Raw genomic sequence first — 26,988 nt, forward strand, 5'->3', positions numbered from 1 at the left:
CGTACCCCCCAACCTCCCCGTATCACGAACGACCCGGAAGGCCGGCATGTCAGAGGTGACCAGCGACGCAGGACGGATCCTGGAGCTCACGCGAGCCCAGGAGGGAGTGCTGGCGGCGCAGCGGATCGACCCCGACAACCCCAGCTACAACGTCGGCCAGTACGTGGAACTCCGGGGCGCGGTCGACGCCGCGGCCCTGGAGGAGGCCCTCCGCCGCACCCTCGCCGAGGCCGACGGCCTGCACATCCGGCTCGCCGAGCGCGACGGCCGCACCGTCGCGCTCCCGGTCCCCTTCGACGCCGCCGCCTGGCACCTGCCCCGCCTCGACACCACCGGCGCGGCCTCCCCGGTCGACGCCGCCGTGGAACTCGTCCGCGACCAGCTCGACTGCCCGCCGCGCCTGGAGCCCACCGACGGCTCCGGCGCGGCTCCGGCCCTGACCGGCTCCCTGCTGGTGACCGTCGCCCCCGACCACCATCTGTGGTTCCAGTACTTCCACCACCTCGTCATCGACGGCTACAGCGTCGCCCTCTTCACCCGGCGCGTCGCCGCCGTCTACACGGCCCTCGTCCGCGGCGAGGAGGTGCCCGTCTCCCCCTTCGAGCCCGTGGCCCGGCTGGCCGAGGCCGACGCCGCCTACCTCGCCTCCGGCAAGCCGGACGACGACCGCGCCTACTGGACGGCCCGGCACGCCGGCCGCCCCCGCGTCACCGGCCTGACCGAGCAGACCGCGCAGGCCTCCGGGACGTCCCTGCGCCACCGCACCAGCCTCGGGGCCGAGCGCTCCGCCGCCGTCCTGGACTGCGCGGCCGCCGTCCGCGGCACCTGGGCGGAGGCCGCCACCGCCGCCGTCGCCGCCTACCTGCACCGCATGACCGGCACCACCGACGCCGTCCTCGGCATGCACTTCATGGCCCGCAGCGCCCCGGGCACCATGCGGGTGCCGGGCATGGCCGTCAACGTGCTGCCCGTCCGCCTCGCCGTCGAGGGCACCGACACCCTCCCGGACCTGATCCGGCGCGCCGCGGGTGAACTCAAGGGCGCCCGCCGCCACCAGCACTACCGCGGCGAGGACATCCGGCGCGACCTCGGTCTCGTCGGCAGCGACGAGCGGTTCCACGGGCCGATGCTCAACCTCAAGCCCTTCGACCTCGACCTGGACTTCGCCGGCATCCCCGGGCACACCGTCAACCTCGCCTCCGGGCCCGTCGAAGACCTGTCGGTGTCGGTCAGCAAGAGCCCCGACGACGTCCTCCACCTGGAGTTCGACGCCAACCCCGCGCTCTACGACGCCGCCGCCCTCGCCGCGCACGCCGAGCGCTGCACCGACCTCATGGGACGCCTCGCCGCCGACCCCGCCCTCACCCTCGACCGGGCCCGGCTCCTCGCCGACGGCGAGTACGAGAACGTCCTGCACACCTGGAACGCCACCGGCCACGCCGTCCCCCCGGCCACCCTCCCCGCGCTCATCGCCCAGCGGGCCGCGGCCGAGCCCGGCGCGACCGCCGTCGTCTTCGAGGACGAGGAGATCAGCTACCGGGAACTCGAGGCGCGGGCCGACGCGCTGGCCCGTACGCTCACCGCCGCCGGCGCGGGCCGCGGCACGATCGTCGCCGTCGCCGTGCCGCGCTCGGCCGAGCTGATGGTCGCCCTCCTCGGCGTCCTGAAGTCCGGCGCCGCCTACCTGCCGCTGGACACCGACTACCCCGCCGAGCGGCTCGCCGCCATGGTCGAGGACGCGGCCCCGGTCCGCGTCGTCACCGTCCGCGCCGTCCTCGACCGCCTTCCGCAGGCCGCCCGTGAGGCCGCGCTGCTGCTGGACGACGTAGCCGACGACGTATCCGACGGCGCTCCCGGCACCGACGTCACGGCCCCCGGGCCGGACGACGCCGCCTACGTCATCTACACCTCCGGCTCCACCGGCCGCCCCAAGGGCGTCGTCGTCACCCACCGCGCCATCGTCAACCGGCTCGCCTGGATGCAGCACGCCTACCGGCTGCGCCGGGACGACCGCGTCCTGCAGAAGACCCCCGCCAGCTTCGACGTCTCCGTCTGGGAGTTCTTCTGGGCCCTGTGCGAGGGCGCCACCGTCGTCCTCGCCCGCCCCGAAGGCCACAAGGACCCCGCCTACCTGGCCCGGCTCATCGCCGACCGGCGCATCACCACCCTGCACTTCGTCCCGTCCATGCTCCGCGCCTTCCTGGAGGAGCCCGCCGCGGCCGCGTCCTGCGGGGGACTGCGGCGGGTCTTCTGCTCCGGCGAGGCCCTGCCCGGCGACGTCGTCGACCGCTGGTACGCCGCGCTGCCCGACGTGCCCCTGCACAACCTCTACGGCCCCACCGAGGCCGCCGTCGACGTCACCTATCACCGCACCGAGGCCGGTTCGGGCGTCGTCCCCATCGGCCGGCCGGTGTGGAACACGCGCCTGTACGTCCTGGACGCGGCCTTGCGGCCGGTGCCGGTCGGCGTCCCGGGCGAGCTGTACCTGGCGGGCGACCAGCTCGCCCGCGGCTACCTCGGGCGCCCCGGCCTGACCGCCTCCCGCTTCGTGGCCGACCCCCACGGCGGCGACGGCCACCGCATGTACCGCACCGGCGACCTCGTCCGGTGGGCCCCCGGCGGCGTCGTCGAATACCTCGGCCGCACCGACGACCAGGTCAAGATCCGCGGCTTCCGCATCGAACTCGGCGAGATCGAAGCCGCCCTGGAGGCGCTCCCCGGCGTCGCCCAGGCCGCCGTCACCGCCCGCGAAGCCACCCCCGGCGGTGCGCGCCGCCTCGTCGGCTACGCCGTCCCGGCCGCCGGCGCCGGCCTCGACCCCGAGGCCCTGCGCACCGGTCTGGCCGCCACCCTGCCCGAGCACATGGTGCCGCCCGTCGTGATGCTCCTGGACTCGCTCCCCCTGAGCCTCAACGGCAAGCTCGACCGCAAGGCCCTGCCGGAGCCCGCCCCCGCGGCGGCCGCGGCATCGCGCCCGCCGCGCACCGAGGCCGAGCGGGTGCTCGCCGCCCTCGTCGCCGAGATCCTCGGCCTGGACGCCGCCGGCGCCGACGACAACTTCTTCTCCCTCGGCGGCGACAGCATCTCCGCCATCCAGCTGGGCAGCCGCGCCCGCCGGGCCAGCTGGGGCATCACGCCCCGCGTGGTCTTCGAACGCAAGACGATCGCCGCGGTGGCGGCCGTCGCCGAGCGGCTCGACGGCGCCGCCGCCCCCGCCGACCTCCGCGAGGACGCGACCGGCCCGATGCCGGCGACCCCCATCACGGAGTGGCTGCGCGACCGCGGCGGCCCGATCCGCCGCTTCGCCCAGACCACGACCGTCACGGTCCCGTCCGGCCTCGACCCCGAGCGCCTCACGAAGGCCCTCGCGGCCCTGACGGAACGTCATGACGCGCTGCGCCTGCGACTGGTGCCGGGCGGCGCAGGCGGCGCGGGCGGCGCGAGCGGCGCCGGGAACGCCAATGGAACGGGCGAGTCCCGGGACGACCGCCACCACGCCTCGCCGGCGTCCGCCGGGAACCGGGACTCCGGCGGCGCCGACGGCGGTCCCTCCGCCGGCGCCAAGGCAACCGGCGGGGCTCGCGACGCCCGCGGCTCCGGCTCGCCGACCGCCGACGGCGAGGCCGGCCCCGCCGCCGGCGACTTCGGCAACGCCTCCCGCGGCTGCGTCGCGGGCTCGGCGGAGTCCGCCTCGGCGGGTGGCGTCGCCGTAGGCGGTGACCCGGCTTCGGCGTCGTCTGCTGACGGACTGGCGGGTGCAGGTTCCTCGGGCGGCTCCTCCCGCGGCTACGTGGCAGGCTCGCCGGAGCCCGCTTCCGCGGGTGGCGGTGCCGTACGCCGCAGCCCGGCCTCGGAGCCGTCCGCTGTCGGCCTGGCCAGTGCAGGTTCCCCGGTTGGCTTCCGCGGTGGCGTCCTCTCCGGGCCGCCGTCCGCCCCGGCGCAGCCGGGCGTCGTCGGTGGTCCCGGTTCCGGTGGCTACGGCGGTATTGACGGTGCCCCGGGCGCCGGGGACTGGGCCACCGAGGTTCTCCCCTCCGGCTCCGGTCCCGATGTCGTCCTCCGTCGTGCCGACCTCACCGCCGCCCCCGCCGACGGGATCGACGACGCCCTGCGCCGCGAGCGGGACGCCGCCGCCGACCGGCTCGACCCCGTCGCCGGTATCGTCCTCGCCGCCACCTGGTGCGACCTGGGCCCGGACACCCCCGGGCGGCTCGTGCTCGCGGTGCACCACCTTGCCGTCGACGGCGTCTCCTGGCGCATCCTGCTGCCCGACCTGCGCGACGCCTACGAGGGGCGCGAACTCGCCCCCGCGAGCACCCCGTTGCGCCGCTGGGCCCACGGCCTGAGCGCCGCCGCCACCGGCGACGCCGTCCGCGCCCAGCTGCCGCTCTGGCAGGAGATCCTCGCCCCGGGCGCCGGGCCCCTGCTCGGGCAGCGGGCCGTCGACCCGGCCCGGGACTCCGTCGGCACCAGCCGCACTCTCCGCCTGACCCTGCCCGCCGAGCGCACCGCGCCGCTCCTGGACCGCGTGCCCGCCACCCGGCGCGCAGGCGTCGACCACGTACTGCTCACCGGGCTCGCCCTCTCGTTCGCCGGCCGGCAGCGCGACCTGCTGATCCGTATGGAGGGCCACGGCCGCCAGGACCACCTCGTGCCCGGCGCGGACACCGCCCGCACCGTCGGCTGGCTCACCAGCGAGTTCCCCGTACGCCTGAGCCTCGACGGCATCGACCTCGCCGACGCCGCCGCCGGCGGCGAGGCCGCAGGGCGGGCGCTCGCCCTCGTCAAGGAACAGCTGCGCGCGCTGCCCGACGACGGCACCGGTTACGGTCTGCTGCGCCACCTCGACCCCGCCGCACGCACCGTGCTCGCCGCGTACCCCGCCCCGCAGCTGCTCTTCAACTACCTCGGCCGGTTCACCACCGACGACAGCCCCTGGAGCACCGCGGGCGACGCCTTCGCCGCGAGCGCCGACCCGGAGCTGCCCGCCCTCCACGCCCTGGAGATCGGCGCGTTCGTCCACGACCGGCCCGCGGGCCCCGAGCTGACCGCCGTCCTGACCTGGCCGGAGGGCGTCCTGACCGAGGACGCCGTGCGCGCGGTCGCCGACCGCTGGTTCCGCGCCCTCGACGCCCTGACCGCCTACGCCGCGCGCCCCGGCGCCGGCGGGCTCACCCCCTCCGACGTGCCGCTCGCCGGCATCGGCCAGGACGCCCTCGACCGCGTCCTGGCCGCCCGTCCCGGCACCGAGGACGTCCTGCCGCTCTCCCCGCTCCAGGACGGGCTCCTCTTCCACTCCCTCTACGAGACCGCCGCCGACGACCTGTACACCTCGGTCACCGGCCTGGACCTCACCGGCCCGCTGGACGAAGCGGCCCTGCGCCGCGCCGTCGACGCCGTCGTGGAGCGCCATCCCGCCCTGCGCGCAGGCTTCGACCACACCAGCGCCGACCGCCCGCTGCAGACCGTCGCCGGGCAGGTCACCGTCCCGTGGACCGTGCACGACCTCACCGGCACCCCGGCCGGCGACCTCGACGCCGCCGTGGACGCCGTCGAGACCGCCGAGGCCACCGCGCCCTTCGACCTCACCCGGCCGCCCCTGCTGCGCTGCGCCCTGCTGCGCACGGGCGACGAGCGCCACCGCCTCGTCCTGACCCGCCATCACATCGTGATGGACGGCTGGTCCACGCCCGTCATGCTGCGCGAGATCATCAGCGCCTACGCGGCCGGCGGCGACGCCTCCGCCCTGCCGCCCGCCGCCTCCTACGCCGACCACCTGGCCTGGCTGGCCCGCCAGGACGACACCGAGCACGCCACCGCCTGGGCCGAGGCCCTGAACGGCCTGACCGCCCCCACCCTGCTCGCCGAGACCCTGGCCGCCGAGGCCGGCACGGACGGCGGCACGCGCGCCGGCGAGGTGGACCTGCCGCTGCCCGCGGAGACCGCCACCGCGCTGACCGCGCTCGCCCGCAGCCACGGCCTGACCCTCAACACCCTCGTGCAGGGCGCCTGGGCGGTCCTGCTGAGCCGCCTCACCGGCCGTACGGACGTCGTCTTCGGCGCGACCGTCTCGGGCCGACCCGCCGACGTGCCCGGCGTCGAGTCGATCGTCGGCCTGTTCAGCAACACCGTCCCCGTCCGCTTCACCCTGGACGAGGACGAGACCGTCGCCGCCGCGCTCGCCCGCCTCCAGGAGCAGCAGTCGCGGCTGCTCGACCACCAGTACGCGGGCCTCGCCGGGATCCAGGCGCAAGCCGGGCTCGGCACGCTCTTCGACACCCTGCTCGTCTTCGAGAACTACCCCGTCGACCCCGACGAGCTCACCGCCGCCGACCCGGCGGGCCGCCCGGGCAGCCTGCGCGTCACCGGCATCGGCAACCGCGGCGCCACCCACTACCCGCTGACCGTCCTCACCCTCCCCGGCGACGCACCGCGCATCACCGTCGAGTACCGCCCGGACGCCTTCACCGCCGACCGGGCCGCCGACCTCGGACACCGCCTGCTGCGCCTGCTCGCCGCCATGGCGGACCACCCGGGGGCCACCGTCGGCTCCCTCGACGTCCTCGCCCCGGCCGAGCGCCGCACCCTCCTGCACACCTGGAACGCCACCGCCCGCGAGGTGCCCGAGGGCACCGTCGTCGACGCCTTCGAGGCCAGGGCGGCCGCGGCCCCCGCCGAGACCGCCGTCGTCTGCGGCGACGAGCACCGCACCTATGCCGAACTCGACGCCCGCGCCGATGCGTTCGCCCGCCGCCTCGCCGCCCTGGGCGCAGGCCCGGACACGGTCGTGGCCCTGGCCCTGCCCCGCTCGGCGGAGCTCGTCGCCGCCGTCCTCGGCACGCTCAAGTCCGGCGCCGCCTACCTGCCCGTGGACCTCGACCACCCGGCCGAGCGCGTCGCCCTGATGCTGGAGGACGCCGCCCCCCTCGCCGTCCTGACGACCCGTCCGACCGCAGAGCGGCTGCCCGTCCTGACCGGGGACGGCTTCACGACGCTGTACGCGGAGGACGTCGCAGACGGTGCCTCGGACGGCACCACGGACGGCATCGCGGGCGTAACGCCGCAGCGGCCCGCCCCCGGCGACCTCGCCTACGTCATCCACACCTCCGGCTCCACCGGCCGCCCCAAGGGCGTCCAGGTGCCGCACCGCGGCCTGGTCAACATGCTCGACCACCACCGCTCCACCGTCTTCGCCCGCGCCGTCGAGGCCGCCGGAGGCCGCCGCCTGCGCGCCGCGCACACGGCCTCCTTCTCCTTCGACTCCTCCTGGGAGCAGCTGCTCTGGCTCATCTGCGGCCACGAACTCCACGTCTACGACGAGGAGCTGCGCCGCGACCCGCAGGCGCTGGCCGCCCGGCTGCGCGCCGACCGCATCGACACCCTCGACGTCACCCCGTCCTTCGGCCGGCAGCTCGTCGAATGGGGCCTGCTCGACGGCGACGGCGACGGCCAGGGCGAAGGCGACGGCCACCGCCCCGTCCTCTTCCTCCTCGGCGGCGAAGCCGTCGACGACGCCCTGTGGAACCGCATCCGCGAGACGGAGGGCGTCATCGGCCACAACTTCTACGGCCCCACCGAATACACCGTCGACACCCTCGGCGCCGCACTGGACGACAGCCCCACCCCGTTCGTGGGCCGCCCCATCGCCAACACCCGCGTCTACGTCCTGGACGCCCGTCTGCGGCCCGTCCCGGCCGGCGTCCCCGGCGAGCTGTACATCGCCGGTCCCGGACTGGCCCGCGGCTACGGCAACCGCCCCGCGCTGACCGCCTCCCGCTTCGTCGCCGACCCGTTCACCGGCAGCGGCGAGCGCATGTACCGCACCGGCGACGTCGTCCGGTGGCGCGCGGACGGCACCCTGGACTACCTCGGCCGCGACGACGACCAGGTCAAGATCCGCGGCTTCCGCGTCGAGACCGGCGAGATCGAAGCCGCCCTGAACGACCTGGAGGCCGTCGCCCAAGCGGCCGTGCTCGCCCGGGCGACCGACAGCGGCGTCAAGCGCCTCGTCGCCTACGTCACCCCCGCGCCCGCCGCCTGCGCCGACCCCGCCGCGCTGCGGGCCGCGCTCGCCGCGCGCCTGCCCGAGTACATGGTCCCGTCGGCCGTCGTCGTCCTCGACGCCCTGCCCCTCAACGTCAACGGCAAGCTCGACCGCCGGGCCCTGCCCGAGCCCGGCGCCGCCGACTTCGCCGCCGCCGGCACCGGCGGGCGCGCACCACGCGACGAGCGCGAGGCCCTGGTGTGCGGCGCGTTCGCGAGCGTCCTCGGCCTGCCCTCCGTCGGCGCCGACGACGACTTCTTCGCCCTCGGCGGCCACTCGCTGCTCGCCACCCGCCTCGTCGGCCGCATCCGCACCGCCCTGCAGCGGCACACCACGGTCCGCGACCTGTTCGAGGCCCGCACCCCCGCGGCCCTCACCCGCCGCCTCGACGCCACCGGCGCCGACCGCCCCGGCCCCGCCGCCCGGACCCGCCCGCAGGAGGTGCCGCTGTCGCCCGCCCAGGCCCGCCTGTGGTTCCTCCACCAGCTCCAGGGCCCGAGCACCGCCTACACCATCCCCTGCTCGCTGCGCATCGACGGCGCACTCGACCCCGGGGCGCTGCGCGCCGCCTTCGCCGACGTCGTCGCCCGCCACGAGGCGCTGCGCACGGTCTTCCCCGAGACCGACGGCCGCCCCCGGCAGAAGGTGCTGACGCCCGAGGAGGCCGACGTCCCGTTCGAGGTGCGCGAGGTGGCCCCGGAGCGGCTGGAGGAGGCCGTCGCCGAGGCCGGTGCCCGCGCCTTCGACCTCGCCGCCGCGCCGCCGGTCCACGCGACCCTGCTGACCGCAGGTGCCTCCACCCACGTCCTGTGCGTGGCCCTGCACCACATCGTCGGCGACGAGTGGTCCGAAGGGGTGCTGCTGCGCGACCTCGACGCCGCCTACGCTGCCCGCCGCCGGGGAACCGCCCCCGTCCGGCCGCCGCTGCCGGTGCAGTTCGCCGACCACACCCTCTGGCAGCAGGAACTGCTGGACGACCCCGCGGGCGCCGAGCGCCTCACCGCGTACTGGACCGAGCGCCTCGCCGGCCTGCCCGACGAGCTGGCCCTGCCCGCCGACCGCCCGCGCCCGGCCGAGCCGAGCGGCCGCGGCGGCGCCGTCCGGCTGCGGCTGCCCGGCGCCCTGCACGGGGCGCTGCGCGACTACGCGCACCGCACCGGCGTCACCCCGTTCATGGTCACCCAGGCGGCCGGAGCGCTGCTGCTGGGCGCCCTGGCCGGCAGCACCGACGTCGCGCTCGGCACCCCGGTCGCCGGACGCGCCGACGAGGCCGTGGAGAACGTCGTCGGCTTCTTCGTCAACACCCTGGTCCTCCGCCACGACCTGAGCGCTCCCGAGGGCGCCGCCGCGCCCACGTTCGACCAGCTGGTGGAGCGGGCCCGGGAGACCGTGCTCGGCGCGCTCGCCCACCAGGACCTGCCGTTCGACCGCCTGGTCGAAATCGTCAGCCCGGAGCGCTCGCTGGGCCGCCACCCGCTGTTCCAGGTGATGGTCCAGCACCGCAAGGAGGCCGCGGGCCTGGACGCCCTGCTGGGCGCCCGCACCGAGCTGCTGCCCGACCCGCTGCACGCCGCCCGCTTCGACCTGGCGTTCACCTTCGTCGAGTCCGCCGACGGCGCGCACACCGACCTCACCGTCATCCACGCCGCCGACCTGTACGACCGCGGCACCGCCGAGCTGCTCGCCGACCGGCTGCTGCACGTACTGGACCAGGCCCTCGCCGCGCCGGGCCGGCCCGTGGACCGCGTCGAGGTGATGAGCCCGGGCGAGAGCCGGGCGCCGGCGGGGGAGTGGAACGCCACCGGGCGTACGGTGCCGGCCGGTACGCTCGTCACCCGGTTCGCCGAGCACCTGGCCGCCACGCCGGACGCCACCGCCGTCGTCTACGCCGGCCGCACCCTGACCTACCGTCAGCTCGACGAGCAGGCGGGCGTGCTCGCCGCCGAGCTCGCCGCGGCCGGGGCCGGACCCGACCGCATCGTGGCCGTGGCCGTGCCGCGCTCCGCCGAGCTGATGGTCGCCCTCCTCGGCGTCCTGAAGTCCGGCGCCGCCTACCTGCCGCTGGACCTCGACTACCCCGCCGAGCGCCTGACCATGATGGCCGAGGACGCCGCACCGGTGTGCGTGGTCACCGTCGAGGGCGAGCGCGGACGGCTCCCGCACCTGGACGGCATGCCCGTCGTCCTCGCCGACCGGCCCCGTACGGCACCGTCCTCCGCGCCGGCCGCGGCCGGGCCGCAGCACGCCGCGTACGTCATCTACACCTCGGGTTCCACCGGCCGCCCCAAGGGCGTCGTCGTCACCCATCACGCCGTCGTCAACCGCCTGGACTGGATGCGGGAGACCTACGGCATCCGCCCCGAGGACCGGATCCTGCAGAAGACCCCGGCCAGTTTCGACGTCTCCGTCTGGGAGTTCTTCCTGCCGCTGGTCAGCGGCGCGGCCGTCGTCCTCGCCCGGCCCGGCGGGCACCGCGAACCCGACCACCTCGCGGAGGTCGCGGCGCGCACCGCCGTCACCACGGCGCACTTCGTCCCCTCCATGCTCACCGCGTTCACCGCGGCCGCCGAGCAGGACGAGACGATCCGGACGGGCTTCGCCGGCGTCCGCCGCGTCTTCTGCTCCGGCGAGGCCCTGCCCGCCGCCGCCGTCGACCGCTTCGCCGCCCTGTGGCCGCACATCGAACTGCACAACCTGTACGGGCCCACCGAGGCCGCCGTCGACGTCACCCACCACCGGGCCGAGCCCGGCGCGGGCGTCGTCCCCATCGGCCGTCCCGTGTGGAACACCCGCCTGCACGTCCTGGACGCCTCCCTGCGCCCCGTACCGGTGGGCGTGCCCGGCGAGTTGTACCTGGCCGGAGACCAGCTGGCCCGCGGCTACCTCGGCCGCCCCGGCCTGACCGCCTCCCGCTTCGTCGCCGACCCCTTCGGCAGCGGCGAGCGCATGTACCGCACCGGCGATCTCGTCCGCCGCCGCGCCGACGGCGCCGTCGAATACCTCGGCCGCACCGACGACCAGGTCAAGATCCGCGGCTTCCGCATCGAACTCGGCGAGATCGAGGCAGCCCTGAGCGCCCTGCCGGAGGTCGCCCAGGCGGCCGTCGCCGCCCGCCCCCTGGCACCCGGCGGCGCCCCGCAGCTCGTTGCGTACGCCGTCCCCGCCCCGGGCGCGGACCCCGGGCCGCAGCACCTGCGCGACACCCTCGCCGAGCGGCTGCCCGAGCACATGGTCCCCGCCGCCGTCACCCTGCTGGACGCGCTGCCGCTGAGCGTCAACGGCAAGCTCGACCGCAAGGCGCTGCCCGAGCCCGCCCGCGCCACCGCCCGCCCGGCCGCCACCGCGCAGCCCGGCGGCAGCCCGGCCGCCGCCATGGCCGGGGTGTTCGCCGCCATCCTCGGCCTGCCCGAGGTCGGCGAGGACGACAACTTCTTCGCCCTGGGCGGCGACAGCATCGTCTCCATCCAGCTCGTCAGCGCAGCCCGCAAGGCCGGCTTCACCATCGCCGCCAAGGACGTCTTCCAGCACCCCACCCCGGCCGCCCTGGCCGCCGCGGGCCGCCGCGAGGACGAGGAACCGGCAGACGCCCCGGCAGCACCCGCGGTCGAGGAGGACGGCGAGCTCCCGCCCCTGCCCGTCGTGCACTGGCTGCGCGAACGCGGCGGCCCGATCGACCGGTTCAACCAGTCCGTCCTCCTCACCGTCCCCGCCGGGCTCCAGGCCGGGCCGCTCCGCGAGGCGCTCGCCGACCTCGCCCGCAACCACCCCGCCCTGCGCCTGCGCCTGGACCGCACCGGCGGCCTGTGGACCCAGGAGGTCCTGCCCGCCGACGCCGCCCCCGCCGTCACCGACCCGGCCGTGCTGCGCAGCGCCGACATCACCGGCCTGGACACCGCTGCCCTGCACGAGCTGCTCACCAAGGAGGCCGACGCCTCCGCCGCCGCACTCGACCCGGACACCGGAGCCGTCCTGCGCGCCCTGTGGTGCGACGCGGGGCCCGCAGCGGACGGACGGCTGCTCCTGACCGTCCACCACCTGGCCGTCGACGGCGTCTCCTGGCGCATCCTGCTCCCCGAACTCGCCGACGCCTACGCCGCCCGCGCCGCGGGCCGCGCACCCGCCCTCGAACCCGAGGCCACCGGGCCGCGCGCCTGGGCCGCCCAGCTCCTGCAGCACGCCCACACCCGCACCCGCACGGCCGAAGCCGCCTACTGGCGCACCGCGCTGGCCGGACCGCAGGCCCCGCTCTCCCGCACCGCCGCCGACCCGCACCGCGACACCACGGCCACCCTGCGCACCCTGCGCAGGACCCTGCCCGCCGACCGCACCGGGCCGCTGCTGACCGCCGTCCCGCAGGCCTTCTCGGCCGGAGTGGACGATGTGCTCCTCGCCGCCCTCGCCCTGGCCGCCGCCGACTGGCGCCGCACTGGCAACCCCGCCCTGCCCGCCGCGTACACCGGCGCCCTGCAGATCGACCTGGAGGGCCACGGGCGCGGGGGCAGCGACACGGCGGGCCTCACCCCGGACCTGTCGCGCACCGTCGGCTGGTTCACCACCGTCCACCCCGTCCGCCTGGACGTGAGCGCCGTGGACCTCGCCGACGCCTTGGCCGGCGGCCGGCAGGCCGGGGCCGCCCTCAAGCAGGTCAAGGAACAGCTGCGGGCGGTGCCCGACCGCGGCCTCGGCCACGGCCTCCTGCGCCACCTCAACGCCCAGACCGTACCCGCCCTGGCGGCCCTGCCCGGCTCGCAGCTGCTGTTCAACTACCGCGGCCGGACCGACCGTCAAGCCGCCGCGGGCGGCTCCCGCCACTGGGCCTTCGCCCCGGACGCCGAGCGGGCCGCCGTCGCCGAGGGCGCCGCCCCCGACGCCGCCATGCCCGCCCCCTACCCGCTGGAGATCGACGCCGTCGTCGTCTCCGGCGCCGACGGCCGGCCCGAGCTGGCCGTCGAATGGAGCTGGCCGCACGCCCTGTTCACCGGCGAGCAGGTCGCCGCCCTCGCCACGCGCTGGTTCGACGCCCTCGACGCGCTCGCCCGGCACGCCGAAGACCCCGGCGCAGGCGGCATCACGCCCTCCGACGTCCGTCTCGTCTCCCTGGACCAGGCCCGCATCGACCGCCTGGAATCCCGTCTGCGCAGGCGCCGGTGACCGGCCGCCCCGAGACCTCCGACCACGCCGCCCACTCCCCGACCGAGAGCGCCACCATGACTGACTCCACCGACCTGAACCCGGCAGACGACCCCGGCGCCGGATCCGCGCTCGAGGACGTCTACCCCCTGTCCTCCCTGCAGGAGGGCCTGCTCTTCCACGCCGTCTACGACGACGGCTCCCGCGACGTCTACGTCGTCCAGTCCCACCTCGACCTCGACGGCCCCCTCGCCACCGCCGACCTCGCCGCCGCCACCGACGCGCTGCTGCAGCGCCACGCCAACCTGCGCGCCGGCTTCTGGTACGACGACGGAGAGGACCCCGTCCAGTTCGTCCAGCGCCACGTCGGCACCCCGCTGCGCGAACTCGACCTCACCGCGCTCGCCGCCGACCGGCCGGTCCAGGACGAAGCGGTCCGCGCCGCCATGGAGCAGGACTGGAACCACCGCTTCGACCTCGCCGAACCGCCGCTGCTGCGGCTGACCCTGCTGCGGCTCGGCCCGGACACCGCCCGGCTCGTCGTCACCTGCCACCACCTGCTCCTCGACGGCTGGTCCATGCCGATCCTCGTCCGGGAGCTGCTCACCCTCGTCGGCTCCCGCGGCGACCTCGCCGCCCTGCCGCCCGTGCGCCCCTACCGTGACCACCTCGAACTGCTCGCCGGCCGCGACACCGACGCCGCCCGGCGCGCCTGGACCGCCGCCCTCGACGGCATCACCGAGGCCCACCCGGTCGCCCCCGGCGCCGGCCTCGGCACCCCGGTCGAACCGGCGGACGCCGAGGCCGAGGCCGACCCGGACCTCACCGCAGCCCTCACCGTCGCCGCCCGCACCCGCGGCCTGACCCTCGGCAACGTCCTGCACACGCTGTGGGGCGTCCTCGTGGGCTCCCTCACGGGCGCCACCGACGTCGTCAGCGGCACCACCGTCTCCGGCCGCCCCGCGGACCTGCCCGGCGCCGACGCCATGGTCGGCCTGTTCATCAACACCCTGCCGGTCCGCGTCCGCCTGGCACCCGGCGCCACGCTCGCCGCCACAGCCGCCGCCGTCCAGGCCGAGCAGGCCGCCCTGATGGACCACCAGCACCTCGGCCTCGCCGGCATCCAGCGCCTGACCCCCGTCGAAGGCCCCCTCTTCGACACCCTGCTCGTGGTGGAGAACTACGCCGGCAGCGACGACGTCTCCGGCGTCCTCGGCGCGGCCGCGGCCACCGGCGGCCTGCGCGTCACCGGCCTCGGCGCCCGCGACGCCACCCACTACCCGCTGACCATGCGCGTCCTGCCCGGCGACACCCTGCGCCTGGAGCTCGGCTACCGCCCGGACGTCTTCGACCGCGCGGCCGCCGAGCGCATCACCGACCGCTTCCTGCACCTGCTCACCCTGTTCGCCGACGCCCCCGAGACGCCGCTGGCCCGGCTCGACCTGCTGCTCCCCGACGAGAGCCGCTCGCTGGCGGGGGAGTGGAACGCCACGGACCGGCCGGTGCCCGGCGGCACGCTGGTCACGCGGTTCGCCGAGCAGCTGGCGGCGACACCGGATGCGACGGCCGTGGTGTACGAGGGCCGCGAACTGACCTACCGTCAGCTCGACGAGCAGGCGGGCGCGCTCGCCGCCGAGCTGGCCGCGGCCGGGGCCGGACCCGACCGCATCGTCGCCGTGGCCGTGCCCCGCTCCGCCGAGCTCATGGTGTCCCTGCTGGGCGTCCTGAAGTCCGGCGCCGCCTACCTGCCGCTGGACCTCGACCACCCCGAAGAACGCCTGGCGGGGATGGTGGACGACGCCGCGCCCGTGTGCGTGCTGACCACCGGGGCCGAGCGGCCCCGGCTCTCCTGGCTGCAGGACGTGCCCGTCCTGCTCGCCGACGCACCCCGCGCCGCCGCCCCGCCGGAGCGGCCCGCGGCGGGCCCGCAGCACGCCGCCTACGTCATCTACACCTCCGGCTCCACCGGCCGGCCCAAGGGCGTGGTCGTCACGCACGAGGCGATCGTGAACCGCCTGGACTGGATGCGCGACGCCTACGGGATCGGCGCCGGGGACAGGATCCTGCAGAAGACCCCGGCCAGCTTCGACGTATCGGTGTGGGAGTTCTTCCTGCCGCTCGTCAGCGGCGCGGCCGTCGTCCTGGCCCGGCCCGGCGGGCACCGCGAGCCCGACTACCTCGCCGCGCTGTCCGGGCGGGCCTCCGTCACCACCGCGCACTTCGTCCCGTCGATGCTCACCGCCTTCACCGCCGCCGCGGAGCAGGACGAGACGATCCGCAGCGCCTTCCGGGGCGTCCGCCGCGTCTTCTGCTCGGGCGAGGCCCTGCCCGCCGCGGCCGTGGACCGGTTCGCCGCCCTGTGGCCGGACACCGAGCTGCACAACCTGTACGGGCCGACCGAAGCGGCCGTGGACGTGACGTACCACCGCACCGAGCCCGGTGCCGCAGTCGTCCCCATCGGCCGTCCCGTGTGGAACACCCGGCTGCACGTGCTGGACGCGGCCCTGCGCCCCGTACCGGTGGGCGTACCGGGCGAGCTCTACCTCGCCGGCGTCCAGCTGGCCCGCGGCTACCTGGGCCGCCCGGGGCTGACGGCATCGCGCTTCGTGGCCGACCCGCAGGGCCCGGCCGGGACGCGCATGTACCGCACGGGCGACCTGGTCCGCCGCCGGGCCGACGGCGCCGTCGAGTACCTGGGCCGCACCGACGACCAGGTCAAGGTCCGCGGCTTCCGCATCGAACTCGGCGAGATCGAGGCCGTCCTGGCCGCCCACCCGTCCGTCCGGCACGCCGCCGTCCTCGTGCGCACCACCGCGGCCGGCGCCCAGCACGTCGTCGCCTACGTCGTCCCCGCCCCCGGTGCCGACGCCGGCCCCGACGCCCTGCGCGAGGCCTGCGCCGCCCGGCTGCCCGAGTACATGGTCCCGTCCGCCTTCGTGACCCTCGACGCCCTGCCGCTGAGCGTCAACGGCAAGACCGACCGCAAGGCGCTGCCCGACGGCGCCCCCGGACTCACCACGGCCGGCGGCGACCGCGAGCCGGCCACCGAGACCGAGGCCGCGCTGTGCGCCCTCTTCGCCGAGGTCCTCGAACTCCCCGGCGCCGGCGTCCACGACGACTTCTTCCGCCTCGGCGGCGACAGCATCGTCTCCATCCGCCTCGTCGGAGCCGCGCGCGCCGCAGGACTCACCCTCAGCCCGCGCGACGTCTTCGAAGCCCGCACCCCCGCCGGACTGGCGGAGCGAGCAGGCCACGGCGCGCCCGCCGGCGACACCACCGGCCCGGCGGCCGCCGCCGAACTGCCCGAGCCCAGTACGCAGGACGCCGCGACCGTCCGCGCCGCCGTCCCCGGCGTCACCGAGATCTGGCCGCTCTCCCCGCTCCAGCAGGGCCTGCTCTTCGAGGCCCTCTACGACGAGGACGCCCTCGACGTCTACACCTCCCGCGACGTCGTCACCCTGCGCCGCCCGGTCCCCGTGGAGACCCTGCGCACCGCGGTCACCGCCGTCCTCGACCGGCACCCCAACCTGCGCGCCGGATTCCTCCACGACGGACTCGACCGGCCCGTCCAGTTCATCCCGGCCGGAACCACCGTGCCCGTCACCGAGACCGACCTGCGCACCCTCGCCCCCGAGGCCGCCGAAGCCGAGCTGCGCCGGCTGCAGGACGCCGAGGCCCGCACCCGCTTCGACCTCGCCGACCCGCCCCTGGTGCGCCTGTCCTCCGTCCTCACCCCCGACGGCCGCCAGCACGTCCTCGTCACCCATCACACCCTGCTGTGGGACGGCTGGTCCACCGGCCTGTTCCTGCAGGAGCTCCTGGCCTGCTGTCACGCCCTGGTGGCCGGCGGCACCCTCCCGCAGCCCGGCCCGGCCGGGGACGAGCCCCTGGCCTACCGCGACTTCCTCGCCTGGCTCCACACCCAGGACACCGCCGCCGGTGAAGAGGCCTGGCGCGCAGCCCTCGCAGGCGTCGACGAGCCCACGCTCATCGCCCCGCAGGCCCGCGAGCGTGCCGCCCTACTGCCCGAGGAGCACGTCACCGAGCTGACCGCCGGCCTCAGCTCCCGCATCACCGGCTACGCCAGGGCCCAGGGCCTGACCCTCAACACCGTCCTCTCGGGCGTCTGGAGCCTGCTCCTGGCCGGACTGACGGGGCGTCAGGACGTGGTCTTCGGCACCACCGTCTCCGGCCGCCCGGCGGAGCTGACGGGCATCGACCGCACCATCGGCATGTTCCTCAACACCGTGCCGGTCCGCGCCCGGCTCGACCGGCACGAGACCGTCGCCGCCTACCTCGCCCGCCTCCAGGGCGAGCAGGCGGCCCTCCTGCCGCACCACCAGCTCAGCCTCGGCACCATCCAGCGCGCCGCCGGAGCCGGCCGCCTCTTCGACACGCTCCAGGTGCTGCGCAACACCCCCGTCGACCAGGACGAGCGCGACCGCATCGGACAGGCCCTCGGCGTGGACGACGTCACCGATGTGGACGCCACCCACTTCCCGCTGATCTTCGCGGCCAACCCGGGCGACCGGCTCAGCTTCGAATGGAAGTTCCGCCCCGACGTCTTCGGCCGCACGACGGTCGAGGAGCACGCGGAGCGCTTCGTCTCCCTCCTGGAACAGATCACCGCGGACCCCGGCGTGCTCGTCCGGCACCTCGACGTGCTGACGCAGACCGAACGCGGCGCGGTCCTGGGCGAGTGGGCCGCCACGGCGTGCGAGCTGCCGGAGGCCTCGGTGGCGGACCTGCTGGCCGAGCGGGCGGCGGCCGTGCCGGACGCGGTGGCGCTGGTCGCGGGCGAACGCGTGTGGACCTTCGCCGAACTGGACGCGCAGGTGAACCGCCTGGCCCGGCTGTTCCTCACCCGCGGCGCCGGACCGGACCGGGTGGTGGCCCTGGGCCTGCCGCGTTCGCTGGAGATGGTGGCGGCGCTCTTCGCGGTGCTGCGCGCCGGTGCGGCGTACCTTCCGCTGGAGCTGGACTACCCGGTCGACCGCCTCGCGTACATGGTCGAGGAGACCGCACCCGTCGTCCTGATCACGGACTCCTCCGTACGCGACCGCATGCCGGACGTCGACGGCGTTCCCCGCGTGGAGCTGGACGACCTTGCCGTGGTGGCCGAGCTGGCGGGTCTGCCGGAGGGGCCGGTGGAGGCGCGGGTGGATCTCGACGCCGCCGCGTACGTCATCTTCACCTCCGGCTCGACGGGCCGTCCCAAGGGCGTGGTCACGCCCTACCGCGGCCTGACCAACATGCAGCTGAACCACCGCGAAGCCATCTTCAACCCCGTGGTGGAGGCGGCAGGCGGGCGGTGCCTGCGGATCGCGCACACCGTCTCGTTCTCCTTCGACATGTCGTGGGAGGAGCTGCTGTGGCTCGTGGAAGGACACGAGGTGCACGTCCTGGACGAGTCGCTGCGCCGCGACGCCGAAGGCCTGGCAGCCTACTGTGCCGAGCAGGCGGTCGACGTCATCAACGTGACGCCGTCGTACGCCCAGGCGCTCGTGGAATGCGGCCTGCTGGACGAGGACCGGCACCGGCCGGTGCTCGTCCTCCTCGGCGGCGAGGCGGTACCGGAGTCGCTGTGGCAGCGGCTGAAGGAGACGCCCGGCCTGATCGGCTACAACCTCTACGGTCCCACCGAGTACACGATCAACACGCTCGGCGGCGGCACGCTCGACAGCGACACCGCCACCGTCGGCCGCCCCATCCGGAACACGCAGGCCCATGTGCTGGACGCATGGCTGCGCCCGGTCCCGGTCGGCGTCCCGGGCGAGCTGTACGTGTCCGGCGTGGGCCTGGCCCGCGGCTACCTGAACCGTCCGGGCCTGTCGGCGGGCCGCTTCGTAGCGGACCCCTTCGGCGAGCCGGGCGGGCGGATGTACCGCACGGGCGACGTCGTACGGTGGCGCCGGGACGGCCTGCTGGACTTCCTCGGCCGCGCCGACGACCAGATCAAGATCCGCGGCTACCGCGTCGAGCCCGGCGAGATCGAGGACGCGCTGGCACAACTGCCCTCCGTGGCACAGGCCGCGGTCGTGGTCCGCGAGGACGCCCCCGGCGTCAAGCGCCTGGCCGCCTACCTCGTGCCCGCCACCGCCGGAGACGTCGACGCCGCCGCGGTCCGCCGTTCGCTGGCGGAGTCCCTGCCGGAGTACATGGTCCCGTCGGCCTTCGTCGTCCTGGACGCGCTGCCGCTGACCGTCAACGGCAAGCTCGACCGCAAGGCCCTGCCCGCACCGGACCTCGGCGCGACCGGCACCGGCCGCGCTCCCGCCACCCCCCGGGAAGAGCAGCTGTGCGCCCTGTTCGGCGAGGTGCTCGGGACCGGCCCCGTCGGCCCCGACGACCACTTCCTCGACCTGGGCGGCCACTCCCTGCTGGCCACCCGCCTCGTCAGCCGGATCCGCACGGCCCTCGGCACCGACCTCGCCATCCGCGACCTCTTCGAGGCGCCGACCCCGGCCGCGCTCGCCGAGCGCACCGCCGGGGCGACGGACGACCGGCCCGCACTCGTACGCCGTGAGCGCCCGGCCGAGCTGCCCCTCTCGCACGCCCAGCGCCGCATGTGGTTCCTGCAGAACCTCGACGCCTCCGGCGCCACGTACAACGTCCCGCTCGTCGTCCGGGTGAGCGGTGTCCTCGATACGGACGCGCTGCGGCTCGCGGTGGCCGACGTGACCGCCCGCCACGAGAGCCTGCGCACCGTCGTGGCCGAGCACGAGGGCCGCGTCGTCCAGCGCATCCTCGACGCGCCGGCCCCCGCCGACGCGCTGCACGTCGTCACCACCACGGAGGCGGCCCTGGAGGCCGACGTGCAGACGGCCGTCCGGCACGGCTTCGACCTCTCGCGCGAACTGCCCCTGCGCGTCACCGTGCTGGACATCGGCCCCATGGACCACGTCCTGGTGCTGCTCTTCCACCACATCGCCGGGGACGAGTGGTCGATGCTGCCCTTCGTGGACGACCTCACCACGGCGTACACCAGCCGCGCCGGCGGCACCGCCCCCGCCTGGCAGCCGCTGCCCGTCCAGTACGCGGACTACACGCTGTGGCAGCGCGACCTGCTGGGCGACCCCGCGGACGAGCAGAGCCTGCACAGCCGGGAGGCCGCGTACTGGAAGCAGGCGCTCGCCGGGATCCCGGAGGAGCTGGCCCTGCCCACCGACCGCCCGCGCACCCCGGCCACCGGCCTTCGCGGCGACACCGTACGGGCCCGGGTGCCGCAGGCCGTCTACCGCGGGCTGCGCGACGCCGCGGCCGCCACGGGCACGACGACGTTCATGGTCCTGCAGGCGGCCGTCGCCACCCTGCTCCACCGGCTCGGCGCCGGCGACGACATCCCCCTCGGCGCCCCGGTCGCGGGCCGCTCGGACGCCGCGCTCGACGGGCTCGTCGGCTTCTTCGTCAACACGCTCGTGCTGCGCAACGACCTCTCCGGCGACCCGGCGTTCAGCGAGCTGCTCGGCCGCGTCCGGGAGCACGACCTGGCGGCCTTCGCCCACCAGGACCTGCCCTTCGACAGCCTGGTCGAGGCCGTCAACCCGCCGCGCGTCCCGGGCCGTCACCCGCTGTTCCAGGTGATGCTCGGGTACCGGAACAGCGACGGCGAGGCCCGCCGGCTCCTCGGGCTGGAGAGCCGCATCCTCCCGTTCGAGCTGGGCGCCGTGAAGTTCGAGCTCGACTTCAACTTCGAGGAGACCCCGAGCACCGAAGAGATCGACATCGCCTTCGAGTACGCGGCCGACCTCTACGACCGCTCCACCGCCGAGGCCCTCGTGGAGCGGCTCCTGTCCCTCCTCGCCCAGGTGGCCGAGAACCCGGCCCGCCGCATCGGCACCCTCGACGTGCTCACGCGGGAGGAGCGGGACGCGGTCCTGGGGGAGTGGGCGCACACGGGGCACGAGCTGCCGGACGCCTCGGTGGCGGACCTGCTGGCCGAGCAGGCCGCTCGTACGCCGGAGGCGGTGGCCCTGGTGGCGGGTGACCGCGTCTGGTCGTTCGCCGAGCTGGACGCACGGGTGAATCGTTTCGCCCGGCTGCTGCTGGCACGGGGCGCGGGCCCGGAGAAGGTGGTGGCCCTGGGCCTGCCGCGTTCGCTGGACATGGTGGCCGCGCTCTTCGCGGTGCTGCGCACCGGCGCCGCGTACTTGCCGCTGGAGCTGGACTACCCGGTCGACCGCCTCGCGTACATGGTCGAGGAGACCGCACCCGTCGTCCTGCTCACCGATTCCACGGCGCGCGCCCGGATGCCGGAGGTCGACGGGGTCCCGCGCGTGGAGCTGGACGACGCTGCCGTCGCCGCCGAGCTGGCCGGATTGCCGGAGGGGCCGGTGGAGACGCGGGTGGATCCCGACGCCGCCGCGTACGTCATCTTCACCTCGGGTTCCACGGGCCGTCCCAAGGGCGTGGTCACGCCCTACCGCGGCCTGACCAACATGCTCCTGAACCACCGCGAGGCCATCTTCAACCCCGTCGTCGCCTCCGCCGGCGGCCGGACGCTGCGCATCGCGCACACCGTCTCGTTCTCCTTCGACATGTCGTGGGAGGAGCTGCTGTGGCTCGTGGAAGGACACGAGGTGCACGTCCTGGACGAGTCGCTGCGCCGCGACGCCGAAGGCCTGGCAGCCTACTGCGCGGAGCAGGCCGTCGACGTCATCAACGTGACGCCGTCGTACGCCCAGGCGCTCGTGGAATGCGGCCTGCTGGACGAGGACCGGCACCGCCCCGTCCTGGTCCTCCTCGGCGGCGAAGCGGTCCCCGAGTCGCTGTGGACGCGGCTGTGCGAGACGCCCGGCCTCATGGGCTACAACCTCTACGGCCCGACCGAGTACACGATCAACACGCTCGGCGGCGGCACGCTCGACAGCGACACCGCCACCGTCGGCCGCCCCATCTGGAACACGCGCGCCTACGTGCTGGACGCGGCGCTGCGGCCCGTGCCGGTGGGCGTCCCCGGTGAGCTGTACGTGTCCGGCGTCGGCCTGGCGCGCGGCTACCTCGACCGCCCGGGCCTGACCGCCGGCCGGTTCGTCGCCGACCCCTTCGGCGCGGCCTTCGGCGAGCCCGGCGCCCGGATGTACCGCACGGGCGACGTCGTACGGTGGCGCCGGGACGGCCTGCTGGACTTCCTGGGCCGGGCCGACGACCAGGTGAAGATCCGCGGCTATCGTGTGGAGCCCGGGGAGATCGAGGACGCCCTGACGGGCCTGCCCCCGGTCGCCCAGGCCGCCGTGGTCGTCCGCGAGGACACCCCGGGCGTCAAGCGCCTGGCCGCCTACCTCGTGCCCGCCGACGCCGCAGACGTCGACGCCGCCGCGGTGCGCCGTTCGCTGGCGGAGTCCCTGCCGGAGTACATGGTCCCGTCGGCGTTCGTCGTCCTGGACGCGCTGCCGCTGACCGTCAACGGCAAGCTCGACCGCAAGGCGCTCCCCGCACCCACCGCCGCCGACATGGCCGCCGGCGGCTCGGGCCGGGCCCCGCGCGACGTGGCGGAGAAGACGCTGTGCGACGTCTTCGCCGACGTCCTCGGGCTGCCCGAAGTCGCGGTCGACGACAGCTTCTTCGAGCTCGGCGGCCATTCGCTGCTGGCCATGACACTGCTGCACCGCATCCGCGAGGCCTTCGGCACCGGCGAGGCCGGACCGGGCATCGGCGACCTGTTCGCCGGGCCCACCGTCGCCGAACTCGCCGCCCGCTTCCGGGAGGCCGCACCCGCGGCTTCTCATCCCTCCTGACCCACTATCACCTCACCCGTCCATCACCTCACCCGTACAAAGGAGCATTCCGCCATGAGCAACGCCACCAACCCGTTCGAGGACGACGACGCCCGCTACTTCGTTCTCGTCAACGCCGAGAACCAGCACTCCCTGTGGCCCGCCTTCGCCGAGGTCCCCGACGGCTGGACCGCCGTCCACGGCGAGGACTCCCTGCAGGCCTGCACCGACTACGTCGACGCCCACTGGACCGACATGCGCCCGGCGAGCCTCGTCGCCCGGTCCTGACCGGCCCCTCCCGAAGACCCGCCGCGGCGGGCGGACCGGGCACCCACCCGGTCCGCCCGCCACGGCCGAGCCGACCTGCTGAGAGCGGATACCTGACGTCGTGAGCACCCAACACGCCAAGCCGGAGCACCACCCCGGCACCGCCGACGAGCCCCCGGGCCCGCCGACTGCCGAGGAGGTCCCGCCCGCCGAGGACGCCCCGGAGGAGGAAGAGCAGAGCCCACGGGACCTCTCGCCCGAACGGCGACGACGGGCCCGCGCCCTGCTGCGCGGCGCCCTGCGGCCGCACTGGGCGACGGTCGGCGCGGCCATGGCCGCCGCCGGAGTCCGGCAGATCGCCTTCCTCGCGGTCCCGTGGTGCATCCAGAAGGCGCTGGACGACGGCGTCACGGCCAAGGACAACCACGCCCTGCTGGTGTGGGCCGCAGCCGCCCTGTGCGCCGCGGGCATCCAGTTCGCCGGGCTCTACGGCTGGCAGTACTGGGCCGGTTCAGCCGACGCCAAGGTCGGAGCCGACCTGCGCTCCCGGCTGCTGCGGCACCTGGCCGGCCTGGACCGCGCCGCGCTCGCCTCCCGCGGCCACGGCGACCTGGCCATGCGCGCGGGCCGGGACACCGACCTGGTGCGCGAGTGGGTGCACGGCCTGGCCATCTGGGTCGTGCTGGCCACCACCTTCATCGGCGTCCTGACCGGCATGGGCGTGCTCGACCTGTCGCTGCTGCTGGTGACGCTGGGCATGCTGCCGTTCCTGGTCTGGGTCAACCTGTACTTCCCGCGCCGCTTCGGCGCGGCCAGCGGCGCCCTGGCCGAGGCGCACGGCGTCCGCGCCGAGGCCGTGGCCGACCTGCTCCAGCTCGGCACCGGCCTGCGCGGCACGGGCGGCCACCGCCCGCTGGTGGCCCGGCACGACGCGGCCAGCGCCGCCGTCACCGACCGCACCGTCAAGGCGGCCCGGATCGAGGCCTCCTGGGCGTCCGTCGCACCCTTCGTGCCACGGATGGCCGTGGCGATCGGCGTGGGCTTCGGCGGGCTCGCCGTCCTCGACGGCCGGCTGACCATCGGCGGCCTGGTCGCCTTCACGTCCTGGATGGCCAGCATCACCCTCGCCACCCGCGTCCTGGTCGACCGGCTCCTCGCCCGCGGGCAGGCCGACGTGGCCGCCTCCCGCATCGACGAGGCGCTGTCCATCGCGGCCACCGTCACCGACCCCGCCGAGCCGGTCGCGCTCACCTCCGGCGGCGACCTGGAGCTGACCGGCGTCAGCGCGGTCCGCGACGGCGTCACCGTCCTCGCGCCGCTCGACCTGACCGTCCGCGCCGGGGAGTTCGTCGCCGTGAACGGCGCCACCGGCTCCGGCAAGAGCACCCTGCTGCGCCTGCCCGTCCGGCTCGACGACCCCGATACGGGGGCCGTCCGCTACGGCGGCACGGACCTGCGCGAGGCCGCCCTGGACGACATCCGCGGCCGGATCGCGTACGTCGCCCAGCGGCCCATGCTGCTGTCCGGCACGGTCGCCGAGAACCTGCGGCTCGGCCGCGACCTGCCGGACGAGGCCCTGCACGCCGCCTGCGAAACCGCCGGCATCCACGACCAGATCGCCGCGATGCCCGACGGCTACGACACCGAACTCGGCGAGAGCGGCACCGCCCTGTCGGGCGGTCAGGTCCAGCGGCTGGCCATCGCCCGCGCGCTGCTCGGCGAGCCGGAGGTGCTGATCCTCGACGACTCCACGTCCGCCCTGGACACCACCACCGAGCAACTGATCCTCGACCGCCTGCGCACGTGGGCCGCGGCCCGCACCATCGTCTTCGCCACACACCGCACCGCGGTCCTGGAGACGGCGGACCGCGTCATAACACTGACGGCCGCGCCCCGAGCAGGCGATGCCGACGCCGCCGGCATCCCCGACCCCGAGGCCGAAGGCCGCTCCGGTGTCGGCCCCGCCGCCGCACCCGCCCCTGCCCCCGCATCCGTCCCCGTCACCACCCCGGAGGGCCCCCGTGGCTGAGCCGGTTCTGCTCGATGAGCAGCCCGACGAGCGGCGCGTGCTGCGTCGCGCCGCTCCCTATCTGCGCCCGCACCGGCGCGCGCTCGCCGTCGCCCTCGTCGTCGGGCTGGCCGACTCCGCCGCGCTGGTGGCCGTCGCCCCGCTGATCGGGCAGGCGACCGATGCCCTGCTCGACCGCGACCGCGGCGGGCTGCTGACCGCCGCCGTGGTCCTCGTCGTCCTCGCGGTCCTCCAGCTCGGTCTCGCCCGCGCGGGCGAGCTGCTGCTGGCGAAGGCCGGCGAGAACGTGGTGCGCAGCCTGCGCGAGAAGTGCGTGGAGAACCTGGCGTCGGCGCCGCTGCGGTTCCTGGAGTCGCACCGCACGGGCGATCTGCTGCGCCGTACCACGGGCGAGGTGGCCGCCCTGGCCTCCTTCGTGCGCATGCACCTGCGCCGGCTGGTGTCGGCGACGGCCACGCTCCTGTTCACCCTCGTCGTGCTCTTCGGCTACTCGTGGCAGCTGGCGCTGGTGCAGCTCGCCGTCTTCGTGCCGCTGACGCTGCTGGTGATGCGCTGGTTCCAGCGGTCCGCGCCGCGCGCGTTCGGCGGGAAGGCGGCGGCGGAGGCGACGGTCGCGGCGACGTTCACCGAGACCCTGAACGTACGGGAGGCGCTGCAGAGCGCCCGCGGCCTGCCCGGCTGGCTGCGCCGGTTCGACCGGGAGAACACCGCGGCCGTGGGCGCCGCCCGCCGCGCGATCCGGGTGGAGAACCGCATCGACCTGGTCGGCCTGATCGAGGGGTTCGCCCTGGTCGTGCTGCTGCTCGTCGGCGGCTGGTCCGTCTCGCGCGGCGCGATGGGCGTCGGCACCGTCGTGGTCTTCGTCCTGGCGAGCCGCAACCTCTTCGACTCCTTCTCGGACATCTCGCAGCTCGTGGGCGAGGTGCAGACGGCGCGTACGGGCCTGGCCCGGCTGCTGGACCTGCTGGCGGCCACCGACCGGGCCGCGGACGAGACGCCCCGGGAGGACGGCCCGGCCGCCGGGCTGCCCCTGCGCGGCGAACTCGCCTGCGAGGACCTCGGCTACTCCTACCGCGACGGCACGGAGGTGCTGCGCGGCGTCTCCCTGGGCTTCCCGGTGGGAGACCGCAGCGGCGTGGTCGGCGAGACCGGCTCGGGCAAGACGACGCTGTCGAAGCTGCTGTGCGGCCTCTACGCGCCCGACCGGGGCACCGTGCGCTTCGCCGGCGTCGACCTGCGGGAGATCCCGGAGGCGGAGCTGCGCCGCCGCGTGGTGCTGGTGCCGCAGGAAGTCCGCATGGTGACGGGCACGGTGGCGGCGAACCTGGAGCTGGTGCACAGCGCCCCGGGCCGGGCCGAGATGGAACGGGCCGTGGCCGAGCTGGGACTTCAGGAGTGGATCCGCGATCTGGGCGGCCTCGACGCCGAGGTGGGCGTGCGCGGCTCGCGCCTGTCGGCGGGGGAGCGGCAGATCGTCGGGCTGCTGAGGGCGGCCCTGGCCGACCCGGCGGTGCTCGTCCTGGACGAGGCGACCGCCGACATCGACCCGGTGACGGCGGGCCGGCTGGAGCACGCCCTGGACGGGATGCGCAGCGACCGCACGATCATCGTCGTCGCGCACCGGCCCGCCACCATCGCCCGGCTGCCGCGGGTGATCGCACTCGACGGAGGCCGGGTGGCGGGAACGATGGCATCTACACGATGAGTTAGGTTAGGGTTGCCTAACTTCGGTTCGGAGGGGTCCTCCGGCCGTACACGTGACGCCCGGTGGCCCTCGCGCGCCCGCGCGGGGGCCACCGCAA

At 75.6% G+C, this 26,988-nt stretch carries 5 protein-coding genes; all 5 read left to right on the forward strand.

Annotated elements, in window-relative coordinates; genetic code table 11:
• Positions 1-46: 46 nt before the first annotated feature.
• The 5 genes from FGW37_RS29335 (at position 47) to FGW37_RS29355 (ending at position 26,891) form a co-directional block, all read left to right on the forward strand.
• On the forward strand, positions 47-13,195 hold the full coding sequence (locus tag FGW37_RS29335; protein WP_179083834.1) for a non-ribosomal peptide synthetase: 13,149 nt from the start codon (positions 47-49) through the stop codon (positions 13,193-13,195).
• A gap of 56 nt (positions 13,196-13,251) precedes the next feature.
• On the forward strand, positions 13,252-22,911 hold the full coding sequence (locus FGW37_RS29340; protein ID WP_179083835.1) for a non-ribosomal peptide synthetase: 9,660 nt from the start codon (positions 13,252-13,254) through the stop codon (positions 22,909-22,911).
• A 54-nt stretch (positions 22,912-22,965) separates the two neighbouring features.
• Positions 22,966-23,178 carry an MbtH family protein gene (locus FGW37_RS29345; RefSeq protein WP_179083836.1) on the forward strand — a complete coding sequence of 71 codons (213 nt, stop codon included), beginning with the start codon at positions 22,966-22,968 and terminating at the stop codon, positions 23,176-23,178.
• A 100-nt stretch (positions 23,179-23,278) separates the two neighbouring features.
• Positions 23,279-25,186, forward strand: a complete 1,908-nt coding sequence (locus FGW37_RS29350; protein WP_179083837.1) for an ABC transporter ATP-binding protein — start codon at positions 23,279-23,281, stop codon at positions 25,184-25,186.
• Complete coding sequence (locus FGW37_RS29355; RefSeq protein WP_179083838.1) at positions 25,179-26,891, forward strand: ABC transporter ATP-binding protein; 1,713 nt, start codon at positions 25,179-25,181, stop codon at positions 26,889-26,891. Before FGW37_RS29350 ends, FGW37_RS29355 begins: the two co-directional genes overlap by 8 nt.
• The last annotated feature ends 97 nt before the right edge of the window (positions 26,892-26,988 follow it).

This window comes from Streptomyces rectiverticillatus (assembly GCF_013394065.1).
GTDB lineage: Bacteria > Actinomycetota > Actinomycetes > Streptomycetales > Streptomycetaceae > Streptomyces > Streptomyces rectiverticillatus.